Here is a 22,640-nt window from a genome sequence, read left to right on the forward strand (position 1 = left end):
GGGGGCTTCTCCAGCGGGTAGAGCGCGGGCTTCATGCGGCAGCCTTCACGGGCGCGTAGGTCTTGGTGTCCGACAGCTTCAGGGTGGCGCTCACGCTGCCCGTGCGGCCGTCTTCGAACTTGACCTGGGTTTCGATGTATTGCTCGGTGCGGCCCGCATACAGCGCGTCCACCAGCACCGCGTATTTCTCGGCAATGAAGCCCCGGCGGACCTTGTTGGTGCGCGTGAGTTCGCCGTCGTCGGCGTCCAGCTCCTTGTGCAGCACCAGAAAGCGGCTCACCTGGCTGCCCGCCAGCAGCGTGTCGCTGGCCAGGTCGGCGTTCACCTTCTCGATGCACTCACGGATCAGCTCGTACACATCAGGCTTTTGCGCCAGGTCGGTGTAGCCCGCATAGGGCAGGTTGCGGCGCTCGGCCCAGTTGCCCACGGCGTCGAAGTCGATGTTGACCATCACGCACACCTTCTCGCGGCCGTCGCCCAGCGCGACCACTTCCTTGATGTGCGGGAAGAACTTGAGTTTGTTCTCTACGTACTTGGGGGCAAACATCGCGCCGTCGTTGGCGCCGCCCTTGATGCGGCCCACGTCCTTGACGCGGTCGATGATCTTCAGGTGGCCATGCGCGTCGAGGAAGCCCGCATCGCTGGTGTGGTACCAGCCATCGGCCGTGAGCACCTCGGCCGTGGCCTTGGGGTTCTTGTAGTACTCCTTCAGCAGCCCGGCCGACTTGACCATGATCTCGCCGTTGTCGGCCACCTTGATCTGCACGCCCCGGATGGGCACGCCCACCGTGTCGGCGCGCGCCTGGTTGTCGGGCTGCAGGCAGACAAACACGGCGGTTTCGGTAGAGCCGTAGAGCTGCTTGAGGTTGATGCCGATGGAGCGGTAGAAGGTGAACAGGTCGGGCCCGATGGCCTCGCCCGCCGTGTAGGCCACGCGCACGCGGCTTAGCCCCAAGTTGTTGCGCAGCGGGCCGTAGACCAGCAGGTTGCCCAGCGCGTACTTGACGCGGTCCATGAAGCCCACGGCTTCGCCGTCCATCAGCGCCGGGCCCACGCGCTTGGCCACGGCCATGCAGGCGTGGAACATCTTGCGCTTGAGGGCGCCCGCGTCTTCCATGCGGATCATCACGCTGGTGAGCAGGCCTTCAAAAATGCGCGGCGGCGCAAAGTAGTACGTCGGGCCCACTTCCTTGAGGTCGATGGTCACGGTGCTGGCCGACTCGGGGCAGTTGACCACGTAGCCGCAGGCCAGCCACTGGGCGTAGCTGAAGATGTTCTGCCCGATCCATGCCGGGGGCAGGTAGGCCAGCACCTCTTCGCTGCTGGTGAGCTTGTCGAATTCGGCCCCTGCGCTGGCGCGGTCCAGCAGCGTGCTGTGCGTGTGCACCACGCCCTTGGGGTTGCCCGTGGTGCCCGAGGTGAAGAACATGGCGGCCACATCGCCCGGCTGGGCCTTGGCCATCTCGCTCTTGAACCACTGCGGGTGCTTGGCGACATGGGCGGCACCGGCTTCGATCAGCGCATCCAGCGAGGCCAGGCCGGGCTCTGCGTAGTTGCGCAGGCCGCGCGGGTCGTCAAAGAAAATGTTGGAAATCTGCGGGCATTGCTCGCGGATTTCGAGCAGCTTGTCCACCTGCTCCTGGTCTTCCACCAGGCAAAAGCGCACCTCGGCATTGTTGAGCGGGAAGATGCACTCGGCGGCCACCGCGTCCTGGTACAGCGGCACGGGGATGGCGCCCAGCGACTGTGCGGCCAGCATGGTGGCGTACAGGCGCGGGCGGTTGGCGCCAATCACCACCATGTGTTCGTGGCGCTGCAGGCCTGCCAGGTGCAGGCCTGCGGCCACCTGTTCCACCAGGCGCACCAGGTCAGCCCAGCTGTGGGTTTGCCAGATGCCATATTCTTTTTCGCGCAGGGCCGGGGCCGTGGGGCGCTCGGTGGCATGCTTGAGCAGCAGTTGCGGGAACGTGGTCAACATTGCAGGTTCCTGAAAGTGAGAAGGTGTCGGCCCGGTGACAGCCGGGAGCGCAGGCTTGTGTTTGCGCGATGGGGGAATGCTAGGACCCACTTTGACGCCATCTTGTCTTGCCGACGACAATTTAGGGGTAACTCCTTGGTGGGTAAAACCCTGCCTGCGGGTGGGCGGTATCCTCCAAGCCATGTACGCCCCGTTTTTCGGTCTCCAGCATCCCCCGTTTTCCATCGCCCCGGACCCGCGCTACCTGTTCATGAGCGAGCGCCACCGCGAGGCCCTGGCCCATCTGCTGTATGGGCTGGATGCAGGCGGCGGTTTTGTGCTGCTGACCGGCGAGGTGGGGGCGGGCAAGACCACGGTGTGCCGCTGCTTTCTGGAGCAGATCCCCGCGCACTGCAACGTGGCCTACATCTTCAACCCCAAGCTCACCGTGCGGGAGCTGCTGCGCTCCATCTGTGACGAGTTCGGCGTGCCGCACAAGCCCATGGTGCCGGGTGGTGTGGAGACGGTGAAGGACTACATCGACCCGCTCAACGCCTCGCTGCTGGCCGCGCACGGGGCCGGGCGCAACACCGTGCTCATCATCGACGAGGCGCAGAACCTCTCGGCCAATGTGCTGGAGCAGCTGCGCCTGCTCACCAACCTGGAGACCAGCGAGCGCAAGCTGCTGCAGATCATCCTGATCGGCCAGCCCGAGCTGCGCACCATGGTGGCCAGCCCCGCGCTGGAGCAGCTCGCGCAGCGCGTGATTGCGCGTTTTCACCTGGATGCGCTGAGCCCGCGTGAGACCCAGCAGTACATCGCCCACCGCCTGGCCGTGGCGGGCCTGCAGGGGCCCATGCCGTTCAGCCAGCGCGCCATGGCGCGCGTGCATGCACTGTCGCGCGGTGTGCCCAGGCGCATCAACCTGCTGTGCGACCGGGCCCTGCTGGGTGCCTATGCCGCCGGGGCGCGCGAGGTGAATGCCTCCATCGTCAACCGGGCCGCGCGCGAGGTGTTCGATGCCCCCGCCTCGGCCGCCGCCGCGCGCCAGGGCCAGCCCCTGCTGCCCCGCTGGGCGGTGGCGGGCCTGGGCGCTGTGGCGGGTGCAGCCTTGGTGGCAGCGGGTGGCTGGGCGCTGGGTGCCTGGCCCGCGCTGGCCCCGCGCGGTGCGGGCGCGCCGGTGGCGGCCACGGCGCCCGCATTGCCTGCCAGCGCGGCGATGGTGGCGGGGGGCCGTGCACAGCCCCCGGCCGCAGCCGCCAGTGCTGCCTCGGCGGCAGGTGCTGCAGCAGCGGCAACAACGGCCGCATCCACCCCGTCTGTGGCGCCGGTGGTGGCCGCGCCTTTGTCTGACCTGCAGCAGTTTCTGGCGGCACTGCCCGCCAGCGATGGCCCGGCCTGGCAGGCACTGGCCACCCGCTGGGGCGCCAGCGTGCCCGAGGGCGCCGATGCCTGCGCCACGCTGCCGCGCGAGGGGCTGCGCTGCTACCGCAACCGCCGCGCGGGCTTGAACCTGGTGCGCCAGATCGACCGCCCGGTGTTGCTCACGCTGTTCCCCTCGGACGATGGCGACAGCGCCGTGTCCGCCGTGTTGCGCAGCCTGGACGGCGACACCGCCACGCTCGAAGGTGCGGGCCGCACACTGCAGGTGCCTGTGGCCGAGCTGGCCCAGGTGTGGCGCGGCGACATTGCCACCCTGTGGCGCGCCCCGATCGGCATGCCCGACAAGGGCGACATTGCCGAGAGCACGGCCGGTGCCGCCTGGCTCGACAAACAACTGGCCACGCCGGCTGCGGGTGGTGCCGGAGCCAGTGCACGTGCGCGGGCCACCACCCCCGCCGCGCGCCAGGCGCGCATCCAGCGTTTTCAGCTGGCCCAGGGGGTCACGCCCGATGGGCGCGCCGGCCCGCTGACCCTCATGCTGCTCAACCGCGTCAACGGCGTGAGCGAACCCCGTCTGCGCACAGGAGCCTGATCCCCATGTCCTACATCCTTGATGCGCTGCGGCGCGCAGAAGCCGAACGGGGGCGGGGCGGCGTGCCCGGGCTGCATTCGCAGGCGGTGCCGGTGCCCGGCGCAGTGCCAGTGCCCGAGCGGACCGCCGCCTCGCCCTGGCTCATGGCCAGCGCTGGTGTGGCGGTGGCGGCCGTGGCCGTGGCGGGCACCTGGTGGGTGATGCAGCGCCCGGCCCCTGCGTCGGTGGTGGTGGCTGCGGCCCCGGCACCCGCAGTGGTGCCTGCAGCGCCCCAGCCTGCCTCGGCGGCCATCGCCCCCGCACCGGCGGCACCAACAGCACAGGTGGCGCCTGCCGCTGTGCTGGCCCCGGCCCCCGCACCTGCGGTGGAGGCCCCTGCGCCCGAGCCACGCCCCGCCGAAAAACGCAGTGCGGCGCCGCCGCCGCGCGAAAAAGCAGCGCCGCCTGCGCCCGCCCCCCGGGGCGCTGAGCCGCCTGCGGCGCCCGCCCGCTCCCGTGCCGAGCCCACCCGCGATCCTGCCCGTGACGTGGCCCGAGAGCCTGCGCGTGAGGTGGTTCCGCCCCGGGCGCCCGAGCCCGCCGCCGTGGCCGCCGCACCCGCGCCCACCACGGCCACGGGCACGGTGTTCGCCCAGGGCGACCTGCCCGAGGCCGTGCGCGCGCAGCTGCCCTCGCTCAAGATTTCGGGCGTCACCTACTCGGCCAACCCGGCGTACCGCATGGCCATCGTCAACGGTCAGGTGCTGCACGAGGGCGACCCGGCCGGCCCGGGGCTGTTGCTGGAGAAGATCGAGCCCGGGCGCACCATCTGGTCGTTCAGGGGCTACCGCTACGGGCTGGCGTCGCAGTAGCCCGGGGGGGCGCTGGCGGGGCCGGGAGTTTGAGGAAAAAACGGCCTCTGCGCGCGATGGATATGCCTTTTAAGCTATATATTTGATAGCATTTTTGTCCACCCCAGCGGGGCGCTGCGCCAGCGCCCGCCAGGTCAGCGGATAAAACGCCCGTCGCGCCCCACCAGCGTCAGCTCCACAAAACGCGAGGCGTGGGTATCGGATAACAAAGTTTCAAAATTCAAAACATAGTTTCAAAACTGTGTTTGCAGGAAAAGGCTCATGGCAAAACATAGTGTCAAAACGGGTTGAATTGGGAGGACTTTTTGAGGCGTAGCAGTACGTGGGATTCGTATTCCAGCCAATCGCACCACTCCGGCTCGCGTTTCGGCCACCGCCAGTCAGACGTGGTCCTCGTTGGGGCTGTAGAAGCTCTGCAGTTGTTCGATGCCCAGCGCTTCTTGGGGGAGCCAAAGGCCCGCTGACCAAAGCGACTCCAGTTCGATGGCCATCGCTGCATCTAGCCATTGCGGCGCCAGGCATGTAGCGAAAGAACGGCACTCCGACTTCTCCCGGTGAACGCCGTTGGTCAATAGCCACCGGTAAAGCGAAATGGCTGGTGTGACCTCGGTAAAACCCGCCTCGACCTTGCGATTGAAGTCCAACGGAATCGAGACGCCCTTTGGGTCCAGATCACCGAAATATTCGGCTCCAACAGCCTGCGTCTCACGAATTGCCTGGTCGAGTGCACGGCCAGTGAGTCGGAAGTTTTGCCCGCCCCCATATATGACGGCAGCGTATCGCCGCGCCGTATGGTTCCACTCGCCGAAACTCCAGTACGTGTTGTGGTTCTCGACCACCAGGACGGGACGCCCTGGCGCATCAGCAGCTCGGTAGGGCAATGGCTGCGGCACCCGAAAGCAGCCGATCCTCTCCAGCGGCAGCCGCCCCGAGAACAGCGTGTCCCCGGTACACATCGCGTCCAGCCGTTTCTCGTCGCCGTAGATTTCGAGAGAGCGCTCCTTGATTGGCACCCGCATGAACGAACTGCGCCGACTCAGCAGGAACTGGTTGATGGGCAGAAGCGCCGCAAGTTGCGTTGTCTTGAGCTCGATCCAGAAACCGAGCTCGGGGGCCCAGACCACATTGGCCAAGTCAGGCAGGTCTTGAGGTAGCCGCTCTCGGATTAGCGTGACCCACTTCGGCAACGGCGGCACGCCAACCTTTTCCCAGCTGTCGGCGGCGGGCAAGATCAGGATGCCTTGGGTTGCTAAGGACTGCAGTTCGGCGAGAAGCAGTGCGCCGCGCTCCGGACTGTTTTGCACGTCCGGGTAGAGCGCGAAGTATCGGTGTCGGAGGTCCTCGAGAGGAACCCGCTTTCTAGGGTATGCCTGCAGTGCAGCCAGAAAGTCGCTCAAGCTTCTACCTCGTCGGGCGTTTCGTTAAGAAGGAAGCTCGCGATTTCCAGGTGCCAGCGGCGCGTCTTTGTGTTTTGCCCCGCCTTGCGAAGCCGGATGAACCGCTGAAACTCGCCGATGGCGTTGTAGTCCTGAACGGCGGTCGCGAAGATCAGTTGCACATTCATGGCAGCGGCAAGCAGTCGCTGCGCACGCCACATAGCTGGCGATGTGGCCTTGGCGAATGGGTTGTCCAGGATGAGCGGGCCGCCGGCGATGCGCTGAACATGCGCATGGTTCTCCGCGCGCAACTGGTTGATGAGCAGGAACAGGAACATGGCCATGACCACGCCTTCGCCACCGGAGTTGGAGATGCGGTCGACCGACACATACTGCTCAGTCTCCTCGACGGACATCTTCAGCACCTGCAGGCCCAATGGCTTACCGTAGACCCTCAACACCGCATCGGCGACAAGATCGGTACCGCGGGCCGGGAAGACATTCGTGTCGGTCAGCACGTTCAGGTAGTGGTCCAACGCCTGGCGCCGGCTGTCCACAGAGACCGAGCCGAAGTTGGCGCGCATCTTCAGTACCGGCTTGCCGCCGACGTAGGGAGCTGCTGCAGGCACGCTCTTGTCGGCGCTCACGGCGCGGGTGAGCGTCGAGATGGCGTTGCGCACCACCCCGAGAAGTTCCTCGGTGCACGCGTCGAAGTCCTTCTTCATCGAGTCCAGCGTCGACTGAGTGGTCGCGATGCGGTCGTCCAGATGCATGAGCAGGCGCTCGGCATCTGTGCAGGCTGAGTTGAAGTCGTTCTGCAGCATTTGCTGAGCGACGGGCTCATCGACTTCGCGGAACGCGGGCTCCGCAGCGGCAGACTTCAGTGCTTCGAAGCTGTTGCGAGCCGCTGTTTGGAGCCGAGTAACTCCCTTGTTGCGGGTGCTGTGATCGGTCAGCAAGGCCTTAGCTTGTGCGGAAGCGTCGAGCTCAAGCACCAGGGTTTCCAGGTCTGGCACGTCTGGTGTGGTGCCGATGAGTGCGCCAATCTGCGCCGCGACGAGCAACGGGTCCGGCTTTTCAGGCAGGTCCAGCCCAGCGCGGAGCATGGACTCCGTGCTCTCATCCTGCTTGGCCTCAGTGAGCTTCACGGAGGCTCGGCCGCCTGCTCGAGTGGCTTCTTCGTTGGCCGCACGCATCCGGTCGTGTGCCTCATCGACGTTGCGCTCGGCCTGCTCCATCAACTCGGCCAGGGCTGAAACCTCAAGGGCGTCATGACCTGGCACCTGTGGCGGGATGCGGGCTTTGTTCGCTGACTGCCATTTCGATGCGGCATCGTTGGTCACCTTGAACTGGGCAGCAGCGTCCAGTTGCTCGGTTTTGGCGGCCACCAGCTGCAGAGCCACACCCTCCAGCTCGGCTGTGTGGTTGACATTGATATAAGGCTCGAGGTCGATAGCCTGGACCGTTGGGAAGTCGCGCACCAGCTCGGCATTCTTGGATGCGCGCAGGGCTTGCGTGCTCTGCATGCGTTCACTCAGGAGCCCCAGCTTGTTCTGCTCTTCCGTCAGATAGAAATCGAGTGCGTCCTTGTACATGTCGCGCAGGGTCGGCAGGGGGCGTGGGTTCTGCGCGAGTTGCTCCTGCGCCGGGTACTCCTTGTCGTAGTAGGCGATTTTCGAAAGCTCGTCTGCGAGAACGCCGCGCTCGTGATTAACGGCAACCGAGCGCGCGTGGTCAGCGTCATGTTCGTCCTGAACGGCGTCGAGGCCCGCTTCGGCTTCAGCCTTGCTCGCTCGAGCCTGTGCGAGGTCCGCGTCCAACTGCACAAGTCGACGAAGGCGGTCTGGTCGGCCCGCCTCGTGCTCGGCCTGAAAGGTGCGAACAGCCTTCACGGCTTGGCGTGACTGGTTGTACCGACCATCTGCCAGGCCGGCAAGCCGGTCGTCTTCTGCAGCCCGTTCGTCGAGCGTACCTGCCTCGAGTTCAAGGTTGTCCGCCCGCGCGCTAGCTACAGCCTCGTCCTCTAGCAGGGCGTCGCGCTTGGCTGCTGCCTCAGCGAGCTGCCCGTTGCCGTAGGTCTTGCCGAAGGTCTGCAACTCCTGGCCAGCCTTGAGCGTGCTCTCGTAGCGGGCCTCATAGGCCGCACGGCGCTGCTGTTCGGCCTCGAGGCGAACGCCGAGTGATACGCCGAGGCGGGTGGCAGCTTCCACGTTGAATGCAGAGTCGTCCTCTGCGGGAACGACGACCATGTCATCCTTGCCTGCAACGACATCCAGTGCGGCGACCGAAATTGTGACTGGCTGAGTTGGGCGACGGTCACCCCAGACGACCCCTCGCGCCTTTTCGAGCTCACCTTGCGCCACGCACACGCCGGCGTAACGTGCCGGGTCGCTTAGCACCAGGGCGCGGGCACGCTCAGCGTCCGGCAGGGTGCGCGCGATGTACTCGTTGAACGCCCGAGCAGAGCGCAAGCCAGCCTGGTGGAGATGCTGGACCACCAGGGCCACGTCGGGGTCGTGCCCCGCTACGCCCGTGGTTTCGATGGCTTGGCGCGTCGCATGCAGACCGGCCAGTCGCACATCGGCGTGCGAAATCTGCCGGGCCGAGTCGGCTACGACCTCGGCGAGTCGATGCTCTAGGACTGGCGAAAGCGGGTCGACCCTGTCGGATTCGACAGCACTGAGTAACGCGGGGAGTTGGGACAGACGCTCGAAATCAACCTCACCAGAGGCGATGTAGGCCGAGAGCGACTTGGCCTGTTCGCGGGCCGCAGTGGCAGCGACACGCTCGCGTGAAGCAGCTTCGCGTTGTTCCTTGGCCTGGGTGCGGCGGTTGTTTCGGGACAGGCGAAGCGCGTCGCGCTCGGCAGCGTGCTCAGTAGCCTGGGTGTCGTGGCGTGCCACTGCTTCGTCGGTGGGCTCCTGCGCATCCTGCAACAAGCCTTCTTGCGCAAGGGCTCCTCGTTGCCGAGTGCAGGCCTCCTCCGCCGTCTGCAGTCTGGACTGCTCCTGCGTCAGCCGCAGCTCGGTACCCTCGGCCGTGCTCTTCTGAGATTTCAAGGTTGTGCGTCGCTCTTGGCGCGCCGATGCGCGCCCGTCCAGAGTCCGAAGCTCGCCCTCTAACCTGGTTTCTTCCGTGCGAAGCGCACGGCGCAACAGTGCGCCCTGGATGTCCACATGGTCGCGCGCAGGCTTGAGGTCGGCGCGATGAGCCTCGGCCAGCGCCTCCTGCTCCCGAATCTGCTGGTCGATGCCCAGGATCTCCTTCTGAAGGCGACCTGCCTTCAGGTGGTGTTCTTGGTGCCCTAGGGTCTCGACCGCCGTGTTGGCAATATCCCGGCGTGTCTTGGCGACAGCTACTGATTTCTGGTGCCAGGCCCAGGTGACAGCCATTAGCTCATTGGTGTGCATCGCGGCCTCCTTGGCCGCGGCGCCTGCCAGACTAGTCTGGGTGCGCTCGAATTCAAGCTCCGTCTCGCGCTGGGCATGTCGGACCAAGGCCCGTGCCTGCAGCGCCAGCACAAGCTGCGCGCCCTGGATGGTCAGTCCGCGTTGGTTGACGAAGGCCTCAATGTACTGTCGCGCCGCGTCGGCGAACGCGTTGAGAGAAGCTCTGAACTTGGTGAGTTCATCACGGCGCTTTTCGAGCTGGGGCTTGCGGCGATGCTTCTCACAAACGGCGACGATCATGGCGCGTGCCTTGTCAGCCTTTTCCGAATCGCTGGTGAGATGCAAGAACTTGCGCAGGAACTCGGGCTCAGTCTTGAAGTCAAGGAAGCCAGCGTCAAAGCCGCCTTCCTGGGCAGAAAAGTTCAATTGGATGCGCAGCATGTCCAGGTCTATGAGCCGCTCGTCCTTGAGGTGGCGCTGCCACTCGGCCTGACGGTTGTGGCTCAGGTAGACGTTGCCAGGATACTGCTTCTGAAGGGCGTGTAGCCAGCGCGAGAAGTCCGCCATCGAACTCGGTGGGGTCGCGGTCAGCCCGGGCGCAGGGACATCATTGAAAGAGAGGTCCGCTCGTTCCTCGAAGCTGAAGAACATGCGGTCGACGTCTGGCGGGTCTGAGGTCGTGCGTATCGCTACCGCTTGACCGGTGATGAGCCTGTATGGCTGGCCTCCGGCCGTACGCGAGGGCATAAGCCACTCGACAACGATGAAGCCCGGAACTCCGTCGTGGGTGAAATACTGCGAAAAGCTGGCGGTCTTGGCTTGAAGGTGCTTGAGGAAGCGCTCCTGAGAGGTCTCGAAGCACGAAAAGATGAGCCCGAGCAGGGTCGTCTTGCCGCCGCCGTTCTCGAGGTTGATGACGGTATCGGTGGGCTCGCCAGTGTTTGGGGCGGTGAGGTCGAAGGTCAGGCCTTCGTACCAGGCGGTTCGATAGCCACAGTTCGCCAGGTGGACTCGGGTGATTTTCTGCATATCAGTCGACCTTCGCCATGGGAGTCACGAGCTGGGCCATCTCGTACAGGCGACGCAGTGCGAGTTCGCGCAGCTGCACGCGCAGTCGGTGGGTCGGCGTGTACGTCGCTGCTGTGTCGTCGACGGCCTCGCGGTCCAACCGTACCAGGCCGTTCTGCAGCATGTGATTGAGCGCAATCTTCACCACCCCTACCACGGAGGCTGCAGACGCCCGCTGGCCAGCCGGGATCGCCATCGGCAGGGCCGCGATGGCATCCCATCCCGGAGCGAGTTCAGGCGGAATGTCCGCAGGCAGGTCTGTAGTCTCCTTCAGACGCCGGGCGAGGGCGTACAAGGTGTCGCGGCAGGACGCCAAGGACGAGGGCGGCGGCGAATAGTTGTCGTCGTCCAGCACATCTGTCGTCGGGAAAAAGACGGCAGCTATAGCCACGTGCGCGAGCACGAGTGCGGCTTTCTGGTCGGGTGACATGCCGGCACGGATGTCTGCCAGTCGCACGCTGAAGCGACTTTCACGCGAGGCCGGAACGACCACCAGCCCACGGCTCTCTGTGGCATCCAAGATTTGCAGCTCCAAGCCCGTGACGACGTCTTCGACCTGCCGATGGAAGGCGGGGTCGGCGCGGTACAGCGCAAGCAGCTCACGATACTCCGCGTCATTTATCGGGGACAGCGCCGTGTGCAGGGCCTTGTAGGCCAAGCGCGCAGCGTTGCGCACACTAGGTTCGGGCGACGTCATCTGGTTCTCCCTTGGGCGTGAACTCGAGGTTGCATCCTTGCGCCACGTCGAGTTGGAAGGTTTCGCCCATCAGCCGAACACTGACCGTCTTGTATTCGGATTCAGAGGGGGCGAACGTGCGGTACAGGATCAAGACCAAGCAGCGTCGCAGCGTCTTGCTCATGCCTGCGTCTTCTGCGGCCTCCAGCAACTGGTCGAGTCGCCAGCTCGCTCCACGCGCAAACATGGTGGCCAGCCAATCGTTGGCCTGCTGTATCAGCGCCTGTGGAAACTGGTCCGGCAGCGGTACAAACCTTTCCAGTTCGCCATCGTCTTCTTCGGCTACGACGTCGTCGGAGCGCTGTTCGAGCAACAACGCGAACACCGAGTTGAGGTCGTAAATCCGGGGCATGCTGGGTGGGTACAGCGCGCTGATGAGGTTGTTGGCCTGGTCCGCCAGGGTCGTTGCCGAAAGGTTCAGCAGCTGAGGTAGCAGTTGCGACTCCAGGTCAGGCAGCCCGGTGGGCCGGCGCGCCCGGAAGACAGCCCGCTGAGCCTCGATGAAGAGTTCTGGTGCAACGTTGATGTCGGTGACAAGTTGCATCCGGATCAACGCGGCTCCACGAAGCGTGTCCCGCAGCGCGACCAGGCTTTCGCGAGTCTGGAGGTCGCTGGCCTCGAGCAGAGCCCCCAGCACGGCATCTTCCATGCGCGCATCTTCGGCCTGACGCTTGCGGACATGGTCGCGTGCCGAGTCCAACCGTCCTGTCATATCGCGCGACCAGTTCACGCTGCCCGGCGCACGATAAGCCTGGTAGAGCCGGTCGCGGATGAGTTGCCGATACTCGAGTGATAGCTTACGGGCCCTCTGAGCAATGTCCAGCGCCGCCTTGAAGCTACCGCGCTGCACGAGCAGCTCGAGCATCTTCTCCATGAGTTCCTGTGCGTCCTCGGGGGACAGGTCCAGCATGCCGAGGTAAACAAGATAGCCTTCTTCGGTGGGCCGGTACCGATAGACGTCGTCCAAATCCGGCTCGAAGCGCACGAGCCTGAAGCGGAAGGCCCGCGTGGTCATCGAAGGTGCGTCGAAGTAGTCGAAGCTGAACTCACGGTGGTTGTTGGCCTTGTTGTCTAGCGCGTCCAGCACCGCCTCACCGATGCGGCGCGCGTGCGGAGTAGTGAGCTCGGGCTTGATGCGGAGCGCAACCTCGGCCAGGTGCATAAGGATTTCGCTGGATGTGCTGCCACTTGCAACCGTAGTAGCTTCCATCATCAGGTCCAGTGCTGACAGCGCCAGGTAGTGGGTATCGATGCCTTGCACAGCGTTACGGTAGGCCTCGTCTCCCCCCAACATCTTGTCCCGCTCTAGCTGAAAGACGGGACGCAAAAGCAGGAGGTTGCGCTGCTGGCGGGACAGGTCCAACAGCCCCGACGACGGAAGCTGCGTGAAGCCAATAGGCTCTGTTATTAACGGCTGCACGCCGGGGCTGGCAACCTCAACAGAACCGACATCAGCAGTCGAAGGCAGGCCAGTCTCCCATTGCACCGATGAACTCCCAGGTTTAAGCGTCTCTTTGGCCGCCTCAGGCGTGCTTTGCATCATCGCTGCAACTGCACAACATTGACCCCTGAACCAAAGACTTTTTGAACGCGGGGCATAAGGTGGTCGTGGTGGCTAAGAAACACCACCTGCGTCTGCTTAGATAACTCCTTCAGCGCCTCGAGCCCCGCAGTCGATCGTTCGTCGTCAAAGTTGATGAACAAGTCGTCGGCTACAAACGGTAGCGCCTTTGCTTTGACCAAGTGCAACTCCAGTGCCGCGAGACGTAGCGCAAGGTAGAGTTGGTCGCGTGTGCCATCGCTCAGACCCGGAACTTCGACCGGCCGTCCGTCCGGACGAAGCGCCGTTAGCCGATACGGGGTGCTGTCGAACTCAACCGATAACCTAGTAAACCGGCCAATCGTCAGCATCGAAAAAATGGCTTCGGCTCGCGCCAGCATCGGCCCTTGGTTTTGCTCCCGATAGCGCTCGATTGCCCAACTGAGAAGCTTCGCTGCAGCAGTCACTTTGATGTACCGCTCCGAGGCATCAGCCATCCCCGCCAGTGCTTCGTGTCGACGGGCTTCAGCAACCGCGGCGTCCCGTCCACCACCGAAGGCTCCCACGGCCAGCGTTGCCTGTGCGTGCTCCGCGGCCAGCCGTGTCTGTTCAGCCTGAACCTGCTCAATGCTGTCCCCCGTGCTCGTCAGGTCGATGGCGACTTGGGCAAGGTCGCACGTAGCGACCTCAGCGACCACAGCGTCGAGACCCAGCCCATCGGCCCCTTGCGTGAGCGTTCGACGTGCAAGCTCAATCTCTTGGATGAGCTTGCGTTTCACTTCTGACTTGGCAACCAAAGGAGCGGCCTCGGCAAGGGACGCCACGCCGGCAGCAGCCAGCAGCGGGGCTATCTTCGCCCTCACCTGTGCCTCGTGACGACGCGCTTCATCACGTTGCTCGATTGCTTCGTTGAGCGACTGCTCGGCCGTGTCTCGACGGGCCTCGCCTGCTTCAGCTTCCTTGAGTCTCGGCGATAGCGCACGAACAACCTCCCTCGGGTCAACTCCTTTGAGTTCCACGATACCCAAGTTCTCGACGACCTCCGCTGCGAGTCGTTTGAACTCGTAGATGTCACGATTCATCGTGTCAATGCGGTCACGCTTGATGCTCGCAGCCTTGTCCAGGCTTTGCTTCACCGCCTCCGTCTTGGCAAGAGCCTGTTCGGCGTCGTCGACAGACTTGACATAGTCCGACAGGCCCGCCGCGGCAATAGCAGCATTCCACTTATCGTCCCAGGCCTCGAAGGCAGTGCTGGCTGCATCGGCATCGGCCTGCAGACGGCCGAGCGTAGTCGTGCTGCTGTCACGCTGCTTAACCAGTTGAGCCCGACGGGCCTTGGCTCGGTCCGCTTCGGAGGCTAGCTCCTCAGCCTGGGTCAAGGTTGCCGACAGCGTGCTTTGGGGTGGCACCGTGGCACCCGCCAGCTGCAGTTGAGCGACTAAGTCAGCAACGGCCTTATGGGACGCTTCGACCTCCTGCAGAAGAGCTTCTTCCTTCTCCGCCAAGATGTCGAGCGTGGACAGCACCAGCTCACGCTTGGACATCCAGGCCTGCGCATCGACCAGCGCGAGCCCTGGCAGGTCTAGGGAGAGGGTGAGCGCCTCCCATTCCTGGTCAAATGCTGTCAGGTCATCTTCCTTGCGGTCTTTTGTCTGAGTGGCCGCCGTCGCTTCCGCATCGACCCGTTCAACCCGATGCCGCAGGCTTTGCAGTTCAGCAGCATCGGTTGTCGAGCCCAGTTGAGCATCCACGAGTTCGTCGGCCAGGTCAATGGCCGCATCCAGGCCAACTGCTCCGGGCTTGAGCGGGGTTGTTCCGTCTTTGATGGACTTCCACTCGGCATCCCGCCTTTCCCGTGCGGCACGCACATCAGCACCTGTCACGATATGACGTGCCTCGGAGAACTGCTTGACTTCCAGCTGTGCACTGTCAAGTTCGCTCCTAGCGTCCTCGGCGCGGTCCACTGCGGTATTGAATTCCGACTCCAGCCGCTGGCGCTTCGTCACCAGGCTCGTCAGCCGCTCAGGCGAAGGGACCGACATCTGCTGGAGGGCTTCTATCGACCGTCCCCACCGCCCCAGGCCCGCTTGCGCTGCGTCCAGCGCGCGCTGTGCCAACGTCACTGCATTGTTCAGCTTCGTCTGGGCTGCAGCGGTATTCCGATGAGTTTGAGCTTCCGATAGAGCGCTGCGAAGGGCTGCTGAGACCTCCGGGACGGCTACTTTTTCAAGTTCTTCCTCGGCCTCATTCAACTCGGCCTTCTTGTCATCAACACTCTTCGCTGTAGAGTTTTTGCGCTGCAGCAGACCACTGTGCTCGTTAACCAAGCGTTGAAGCTCTCGTATTGTCAACTGCGCAGGCAGCCTAGCGCGCAGCGCTGCCTCATCCTCCATGTTGGGCCAGCCTAGCTCAACGGCGGCAGCGCGTGCCAGGTCCAAGCAGCGGTCGACCTCGGCTTGTTGGGTCACCAAGTCTGCGTAGTGATTCCGAACGCTCTCGCCGAATGCTGCTAAGCCTTGTATGTCATTCCTGACGGCAAGTACGTTCGGGTCGAAGATGGCCTCGTCACGCTGTTTCGTGAGCTTCTCAACGGTATCCTCACGCAGTCGAAGCGTCGTTTCAGCGAGAGACAGGTCGCGCTCCCCTGAGCTGTGAGTCTCCGAGGCATCTGCCGGTAGCTCCAGCACGTCGCCCAACTCGTCCAGCTCGGCGAGCTTCTGCTTCAGCTCAACAACCGTCGGGGCAAGCCGCCGCACCCGCTCCAGCTTCAGTCTTGTCGCCTGCAGGGCTCCCTTGCGTTCCGTCGCCGCGGCGATTCGCGCGTCGACGTCGTCAAGCGCAGATCGAGCGTCTGCCCAGCTCTTGGTGCGAACAGTGGCGGCCTTCAGGTCCTTGTTGGCCTGGTCAAACTGGTCGCTGGCCACGTAGTACGACCGGCCACTGGAATGCCGAGAGGCCCAGAGCTTATCGGCCTCTGCGACGAGGCCGTCTTTAACCTTTCCCAGGCCGGCGATGCCAGCCGCAGACTGAAACAACATCTGGCTGACATCGTTTGAGGCGTCAAGGATCGCGTCGCCGCCCGTGACCAGTTGCGTATGGCTAAGCCCGAACATCGTCTCGAAGAAGGCGCGGTCTGTTTGACCCATGAACGGCATAAGGGCGTTGTCCTGCAGAGGAACGTCTGCAACTGAGCGCAGCGTGTTTTTGTTTCCCTTGGTGCGGATAAAAGCAAGATCCTCGTCACCTTCTGATACCGTGGCAGCGAGTCGCAGGTCCGACTGCTGGTGAATGAACGCCATCGAGGGATAGCGCGTTGGGAAGCCGAAAAGCAGGTCGGCGATGGCCCCTCGGACCGTAGACTTGCCTGCCTCGTTGGGGCCGATGATGAGATGGAAGTCGTGCTCGGCCTTGGGCAGCGAGATGTCTGTGTCTGTGAACTTCCCAAAGCGGACCAGGTTCAGGTTCTTCAATCGCATGGCTCACTCCGCCTGGGCCAAGTGCGCCAGCAGGCCGGGCGCGATGTCGTCAATGAGCTCCCTCAAGTCACCCTTGCGGATTTGCTCAATGAGCGGCACCAGTGACTGTAGGTCCAGCGGCGTCTTGGCTGCGAACGGCGCCAAGACAGCCCGCAACTCTTCATTGAAGTTGACGTCCGTGGACGCCTCATTGAGGATCGCCTGCAGGTCGGTGAAAGCATCATTGCGCTCATGAAGCTTCGCAGCATCGACGATGGGCTGCGTCTCGATGCGGACTTTCTCGAGCCAGAGGCGCTCGTTGCCGATGCCCGCGATCTGCGCGAGCACCTCATGGCGCAGCTGAGCCTCGAGTCCAAAAAGCTCACCGTGGGCCTTCGTTTTCCCCGTGACGGTAATGCGCGCCGCACGGGGCACCTCGCCGTCGGTATCGAGGAGTGTTTCCAAACCCTGCCCGATCTTGCGCACTACCTCCTCAAGGTTCTCGCAGTCAGCGGCGTCTACCGTCAAATGCTCCCAGCGCAGGACGTCGATGAAGATGCGCTCTACCTCGACGGCGCCTGCCTCATCCACCGAAACCAATACCGCGCCCCGCTGGCCGCGCTCGCGGACGTTTCGCCCCTGCAAGTTGCCCGGAAAGACGATGGTCGCGGCCCCCGTCCATTGCTCGAACTCGTGGACATGGCCGAGCGCCCAGTACTGGTAGCCCTTCGCCTGTAGCTCGTCGATGGTGCAGGGCGCATAACTCGCATGGGTTGCGTAGCCCTCAAGCGCCGTGTGGAGTACACCAATGTTGAAGTAGCCAGTGATCGGCAACGGGTATCCCGTGACAAGGTTGGCGACGATGTCGCGTTGTTTAAAACTCTGCCCATGCAAGGCAACGCCCAGGGCGTCGTTCTTGAAGGTCTGCGGCTTGCTGGCGCCGAAGGTGTGCACGTTGTCCGGCAGCTCCAGTTTCTTTGTCATCTCGCTTTCGGCGTCATGGTTGCCAAAGAGCACATATACGGGGATGCCGACGCGCTTCAGGCGCCCCATCTCCTTGCAGAAGAAGATACCTGTGTTGTAGTCGCGCCAGGAGCCATCGTATAAGTCGCCTGCGATGACCATGAAGTCGACGGCCTCATCAATGGCTCGGTCGACTAGGACTGTGAAGGCGTCGCGTGTAGCGCTGCGGAGCTGATCGGCGGGGGCGTCCGGGTAGGCGGAAAGCCCATTGAGCGGGCTATCCAAATGGATGTCTGCTGCGTGGATGAACTTCATCGCTAACCTTCCAGTAATACGTTTTCTGAAATGCCCTGGATTTTTTAGAATCGGCACGATGGCAACGGAGCCTTACTCAATCGCCGACGGGGCTCACACACCTTCACAACCATCGTTCACACCGAATAACTCACTGCGTGGAGGAGCCGCGCGGACGGCAAATTGTGGGCGGCCCTACTCGGGGATTGGCTGTACTTCATCGGGTGAGAACCATTTACTCTTGCTAGCGTAGGCAAGCGCTTGATCTGCATCTCTCGCCCACAACACCAGGGCCAAGCTCTCCTCTGCCCGGCTGCATGTCACGTAGAGAAGACGAAGGGTTCGGTCAATTGACGTCTCCTTTTGAGCTTCCACGTTCTCAATATCCGATTTCCCTAAGGGCGCGCCAAACAGCCTGTCGTAGGCGAACAGCGTGCCGCCGGCATCCTCGTCATCCATGACCACCATTACATGCTGAAACTCTGAGCCTTTGACCACCTGGTGGGTCGCGAGATGCGACTTGCCGCTCAGGTATGTCTTGAACCTACGCAGTTGCGCCCACGGTGAGGAAAAAAGGCCGTGCCACCCTCTGGCGATTCGATCCTCCTCGCTTTCCGGCTGCCGAGGCCGCGGTGCTTCAGGAACCGGGCGGGTATCGTTGAACGCTGCGACGAGCCGTCGATCCAGTTCGAACAGGCCGCTTTGAAGAATCGGCGCTACGACCTCGCGAACGATTGCTGAGGGGTTGCAGCAGGCAGCTACAAAGTCGTTTATGGCCTGGTGATAAGTCTTCAGGAGCTGGACGCGGGCGTCGGTATCCACAGGGAGCTGGGTGAGTCGGCCGTAGCGATGCAGTACATCGGTGACCTGAACGTCTGGTGCGAGTCCAAGATCGTCGATGCAGTCAGCGAGGTCCATCACCTCCTTTAAGAGTCCCTGAGTCACTGCTGGCCCGGTCGTTTCCCCGGTTGCATCCGGCTTGACAGAGTCTGGATCGAGGAGTGCCAGAGCGTCGAAGGCCTGCAGGAAATCGCCCCGCCGCGCGACCAGTCTGTGTTCAAGGGCCAATACCTTGTGTCCGTGGTTGCTGGGCTGCCAACCTTCAATACCTGTCGCATCCGACATCGCAGACTCGCACAATCCTTCACGCCTGAGCTTCTCCTCGGGAGACGCCGTCGTGCTGCCGATGAAAACTCGCACCAAACCACCCGACTTTTCCTTGCGAGGATGTTGGCGAACCGCCTTCTTGGATTGGGTCCGTCCTTCCAAATCAGAGTCCCAAATCTCGTTAATGAGGTCAACGATCCGACGCTGGCTCCGATGGTTCATCTCCAGCTTTGGGGTCGCCCAACCCTTGGGAACCAGGCTGGGAAGGTCGGCATGTCCGTCCATGTATATGCGCTGCCGGTGGTCACCGAGCAAGCCCAGCATCAACCGAGAAGGGTCCTCCGCCACCGCCTCTAGTAGAGCATCGAGCACACCTTTCATGGTGTCCTGGGACTCGTCAATCAAGATGACTGGATGCTGGTCCCGAAGGATGCGGCGCAGGGTAGGCTTCTCCTTCAAAAGCCACGCCGCCACGGCAAGAACCTGAGGGTGGCTCAGGGCTCCCTCACCGAGGCGCTTCCGATCCGCGCTGTACTTGAACTCTTGGGCGGCTGCATAGCCTGCAGCCTTTGCCTCCAGGCCCGCAATAGTCTCCACGTCTTTGTCGGTCGGCTTGCCGCCCCTACGACCACTCGCGGCAATCCTGGCCTTCTCAAGCGCGACAGCGTTTAGCGCCAGGAGCGCGTCGCGGATGTCGTCGTCGAATCCAGCAATCAAGTCCCAACAAAAGGAATGGATGGTCGCGACCTGCGTAAGATCGTTGATACCAAGTCGGCCGGTGATTACCAGCGCGGCGTTCTTCGTGTAGGTGATGACACGAATAGTTTGAGCGCGCGCCCTCAACTGGCGAGCGAAGCTAAGGTCTGGGTCATCTACTGCGGTGTTTGGGCCTAGGACGCCTTTCGGTCCGATGCCAGTGGCCTTGCGCAGCACGCCTACTAGCGTCCTCGTCTTTCCGGAACCCGCCCCGGCGAAGAGGAAGAAGCTCTTCGGTGGCGTGCTCGTCACATAGCCGAAGATTTCATCAACTACGCCAGCGTCGCGCTCGTTGTCGTCCGTGTTTAGGCCAGCCATCAGAGTGGCCCTTTCTTGGAAGTTGACAACTCAGCGTCTAGCCAGTTCAGTGCGTCGGCGATGTACGCGGGGCAATCCACCTTGGCACCCATGCTGATGCGTTCAAACATGGTTGCGGAGAAGTCCCCCTTGTTGAATCCGTCCCGCAGCAGCGCGTGAAGCTTGATGCAAAGTGCTTTAGGGTCGGGCGTGGCCACGACAGCTTTCGCCACGGCAGCGAGAGCCCCAACCACCTTCGGCTGAGGCGCTTCGCCTGCTACAGGCTTCTTGCCCTTGTCTTCTCCAATCTGCTGAAACCAAGCAAGGTTGGTGAGTACAAGAGAATCCTCAAACGAGCTTGGCCAAGGGCCATCCTTCGGGATGGGGGTCTGCCATGCAAACCGCACTCGCCCACCATTTCCGTTGCTCCATGTATGGTCAACATCACCCGGCTCTGCCATCAGATGCAGTTGCTTCTTCTGGGGATGCCAACCATTGAGGGTGTCGTTTCCGCACTCCAGTTGCGTGGCATCCTCAATCGCAGCCGCCTTTCGAACAGTCTTTTCGTCTTCCTGCGTCAACCGCACAGGGTCAATGTCGGTGATGACGACAGTGGGAATCCCAAGCCGTTCAACCAGAGGGCGGAGACGGTGCGCGTGACGGCCTCCAAGGTCGAGGAACGAGATGTAGCGCTTGTCGAGTTCGGGGAATTTTTCTTGAATGAAGAGCGGCACCAGCATTCGCTCAGCTGCACCTTCAACGAAAATCGCGGCGTCGGCAAACAGCAGGTCCGTGTGCTGCACGCGGAAATACCGCTCCGCGAACTTCCGGGTCTCTTGGTCGGTCTCAAATACCGTGGCCAAGTCAATGACTTCTGAGCATGGCATCGCGCCCATCACAGTCGTTGGAATCCGACGGACGTATCGTAGCCGATCAAATTTCTCGGCGTGGGCAAGATGACTCGCATGCGTGCTGATGATGAGTTGGCTTCCCAAGTGGCCGTACTCGGGGGCAGTTGGCGTGATGAGCTCTGTCGCGCGTTGCGGAAAGATGCGCTGCACTTGGACGTGTAGATGGGCTTCTGGCTCCTCTACAAGGACAAGATGTACGGCTGCAGGGCTGCCCTCGGATGGTTTCAGCCTGGATTCTCGGTACGAGACCAACTGGTAGCTCAACGACTGCAGGTTTTGGTAACCCAAGCCAATCGAGTATTCGGGGAGGAAGATACCCGCTTGCTCGTCACCTAGGCGGTATTGCACCGCGGTGCTGTGGTCGAGCAAGTCCCCAGTCTGGATGCGAGTCCTGAAGTGAATTTCCTGTGGATCATGAAGAGTGGGATAGCCAAGCTTCTTCACGTCCTCGATAGAAGGGGTCAACGCATCTTTGATGCGTGCGTCCAGGTCGACCTGGGCGTTGGCGATAGCCTCGATCAGCGCTGGCTGATGTCCTTGGCTGCTCGTCGCAACGTTCAAGTGCATCTTTGCGTACTTCAACAGTTGAGTTGAGAACAGGCCGACTCGATGCGTACCAGAGCTTGATCGTGACTCGGCTTCCTCAGTTCCCAAACCACGTTGCGCCGCCACGAAGTCGACGCGAAGCAGCTTTGCGAGCTTGGTTCGGTCAATGGCCGCTGCCTTGGGAGACAAGTCCTGCTGCGCGGCAGGCGGATTCTTGGCGAGCGGTCCAAGAGTTGGGTCGAGCTTGTAAACGACGACTTTTCCTAGCTCTGCGGGGTGCTGAAGCCAGTAGTCGATTAGGTCGGCGGGCCAAGCATGAGCCTTCTTGTCGAAGTCCTTCACCGGATGGCGGGCCTCCCGGAAACGCCAAGCGAGGCGTTGAAGTTCGTCAACCGAAGATGCAGGTTCGAGTCGAAGACGGACGCCTACCGCGCCGCCGTTCCAGCTCAAGGATGTGATGAACGGGGCGACGACGTTGTATGACCCTGCTTGGGCGTCAAACCACAGGTCCATAGTTGGCATACAGGCCAGAAGCTTGGTCACCTGCTCCGCCCACTTCTCGACATCGCCCGCGGCCGACGCTGGGTCCTCCGACAACGTCTCCCACTCAGCGCCGAGCGCCTTCAAAGCTGGCCACTGATTCAGACTGATGTCAAATGCACCGAAGACCTGGCCCGCGGCAAGGAAGTTTCGAATAGCAGTCAACAGAGATGTCTTCCCGCTATTGTTGGCACCGACCAAGATGGTGGTCTTCTTGTCGACCTTGACTTGGGTTTGAGCCAGACGTCGGAACCGGCTGAGCTCGATGCAGGCTAGGCGGACGCTGGGTGTTGAAGAGCATTTCTGAGGCTGTGCGCTCATCCACATTCCTTAAAAGGTTCGAATTCGTGAAGTTACGCGCTCAGGCTCCGTGTCGGTTCGAGGCTCTGAGCAGCGCTTAGCGTGCCTCATGACGGAGACTGGTGTAGCGAGCGAACGGACTTGATGCGCATGTCGATTCCTCCTGAATGGTCTGTCTTGAAGTGGGCGCGGATTTGTGGTCTTGTATCGAACCGCTAGTCAAGCGGACTTTGCTGAAGTCGAAGGCTCTTTGGGGATTGCCAAAATCAACGAACGAATGGATTCAGCACAGCCAGGGGCAGTGTTGTTCTTGGACAAGTTCAATAAGCATTGAGACCTGTGCTGCTGGAAAGCTGAAGCTCGTCGTACAAACATACCGGCAACTCCCGATTGTTCTTGAATCGCTTGTCTGGCCCGCCCTTTTTGTTCACGTAGCGCCAAGTGCGATCAATCACTTGTGCGTCTCTTGGTGGAGATCCATCTTCGATAAAGCGAATCGATTTGCCTGTGAGAACAGCTAGCGCCTGCTCATCACCAGCGTGCAGTTCGTCCATCTTGCATTCTTGGCACTGTTGCTCA

General features: G+C 62.4%; 12 protein-coding genes. 2 read left to right on the plus strand and 10 right to left on the minus strand.

Annotation, left to right across the window (positions count from 1 at the left end):
• Positions 1-31 precede the first annotated feature (31 nt).
• Positions 32-1,978: an AMP-dependent synthetase/ligase gene (locus tag ACYZGB_RS11475; protein ID WP_462388362.1), complete on the minus strand. Its 1,947-nt coding sequence runs from the start codon at positions 1,976-1,978 to the stop codon at positions 32-34.
• 181 nt (positions 1,979-2,159) lie between these two features.
• Here ACYZGB_RS11475 and ACYZGB_RS11480 point away from each other — a divergent pair, with 181 nt between their 5' ends.
• Together ACYZGB_RS11480 and ACYZGB_RS11485 are read left to right on the plus strand one after the other, a co-directional pair.
• The gene (locus ACYZGB_RS11480; RefSeq protein ID WP_462388364.1) at positions 2,160-3,932 is read left to right on the plus strand and encodes an ExeA family protein; all 1,773 of its coding nucleotides are present in this window, start codon (positions 2,160-2,162) and stop codon (positions 3,930-3,932) included.
• 5 nt (positions 3,933-3,937) lie between these two features.
• Positions 3,938-4,783, plus strand: coding sequence for a general secretion pathway protein GspB (locus ACYZGB_RS11485; RefSeq protein WP_462388365.1), 846 nt, complete (start codon positions 3,938-3,940; stop codon positions 4,781-4,783).
• A 380-nt stretch (positions 4,784-5,163) separates the two neighbouring features.
• Here ACYZGB_RS11485 and ACYZGB_RS11490 read toward each other — a convergent pair whose 3' ends face one another.
• The 9 genes from ACYZGB_RS11490 to ACYZGB_RS11530 all read right to left on the minus strand — a co-directional run bounded on the left by ACYZGB_RS11490 (position 5,164) and on the right by ACYZGB_RS11530 (position 22,615).
• A complete protein-coding gene (locus ACYZGB_RS11490; RefSeq protein WP_462388367.1) occupies positions 5,164-6,180 on the minus strand; it encodes a Wadjet anti-phage system protein JetD domain-containing protein in 1,017 nt (338 codons plus the stop codon).
• Positions 6,177-10,577, minus strand: coding sequence for a coiled-coil domain-containing protein (locus tag ACYZGB_RS11495; RefSeq protein WP_462388368.1), 4,401 nt, complete (start codon positions 10,575-10,577; stop codon positions 6,177-6,179). The genes ACYZGB_RS11490 and ACYZGB_RS11495 overlap by 4 nt, the downstream gene beginning before the upstream one ends.
• Position 10,578: 1 nt before the next feature.
• Positions 10,579-11,313, minus strand: coding sequence for a hypothetical protein (locus tag ACYZGB_RS11500; protein WP_462388370.1), 735 nt, complete (start codon positions 11,311-11,313; stop codon positions 10,579-10,581).
• Complete coding sequence (locus tag ACYZGB_RS11505; protein ID WP_462388372.1) at positions 11,294-12,892, minus strand: hypothetical protein; 1,599 nt, start codon at positions 12,890-12,892, stop codon at positions 11,294-11,296. The genes ACYZGB_RS11500 and ACYZGB_RS11505 overlap by 20 nt, the downstream gene beginning before the upstream one ends.
• Positions 12,892-16,368, minus strand: a complete 3,477-nt coding sequence (locus tag ACYZGB_RS11510; protein WP_462388374.1) for an ATP-binding protein — start codon at positions 16,366-16,368, stop codon at positions 12,892-12,894. Before ACYZGB_RS11510 ends, ACYZGB_RS11505 begins: the two co-directional genes overlap by 1 nt.
• Before the next feature lie 3 nt (positions 16,369-16,371).
• Complete coding sequence (locus ACYZGB_RS11515) at positions 16,372-17,625, minus strand: metallophosphoesterase family protein (RefSeq protein WP_462388376.1); 1,254 nt, start codon at positions 17,623-17,625, stop codon at positions 16,372-16,374.
• Positions 17,626-17,799: 174 nt separating this feature from the next.
• Positions 17,800-19,785 (minus strand): UvrD-helicase domain-containing protein, encoded by a 1,986-nt coding sequence (locus ACYZGB_RS11520; RefSeq protein ID WP_462388378.1) that lies wholly within the window; start codon positions 19,783-19,785, stop codon positions 17,800-17,802.
• A complete protein-coding gene (locus ACYZGB_RS11525) occupies positions 19,785-22,082 on the minus strand; it encodes an AAA family ATPase (RefSeq protein WP_462388380.1) in 2,298 nt (765 codons plus the stop codon). The genes ACYZGB_RS11520 and ACYZGB_RS11525 overlap by 1 nt, the downstream gene beginning before the upstream one ends.
• 299 nt (positions 22,083-22,381) lie before the next feature.
• On the minus strand, positions 22,382-22,615 hold the full coding sequence (locus ACYZGB_RS11530) for a hypothetical protein (RefSeq protein ID WP_462388382.1): 234 nt from the start codon (positions 22,613-22,615) through the stop codon (positions 22,382-22,384).
• Positions 22,616-22,640: the final 25 nt, after the last annotated feature.

The organism is Acidovorax sp. Q11, assembly GCF_054950075.1.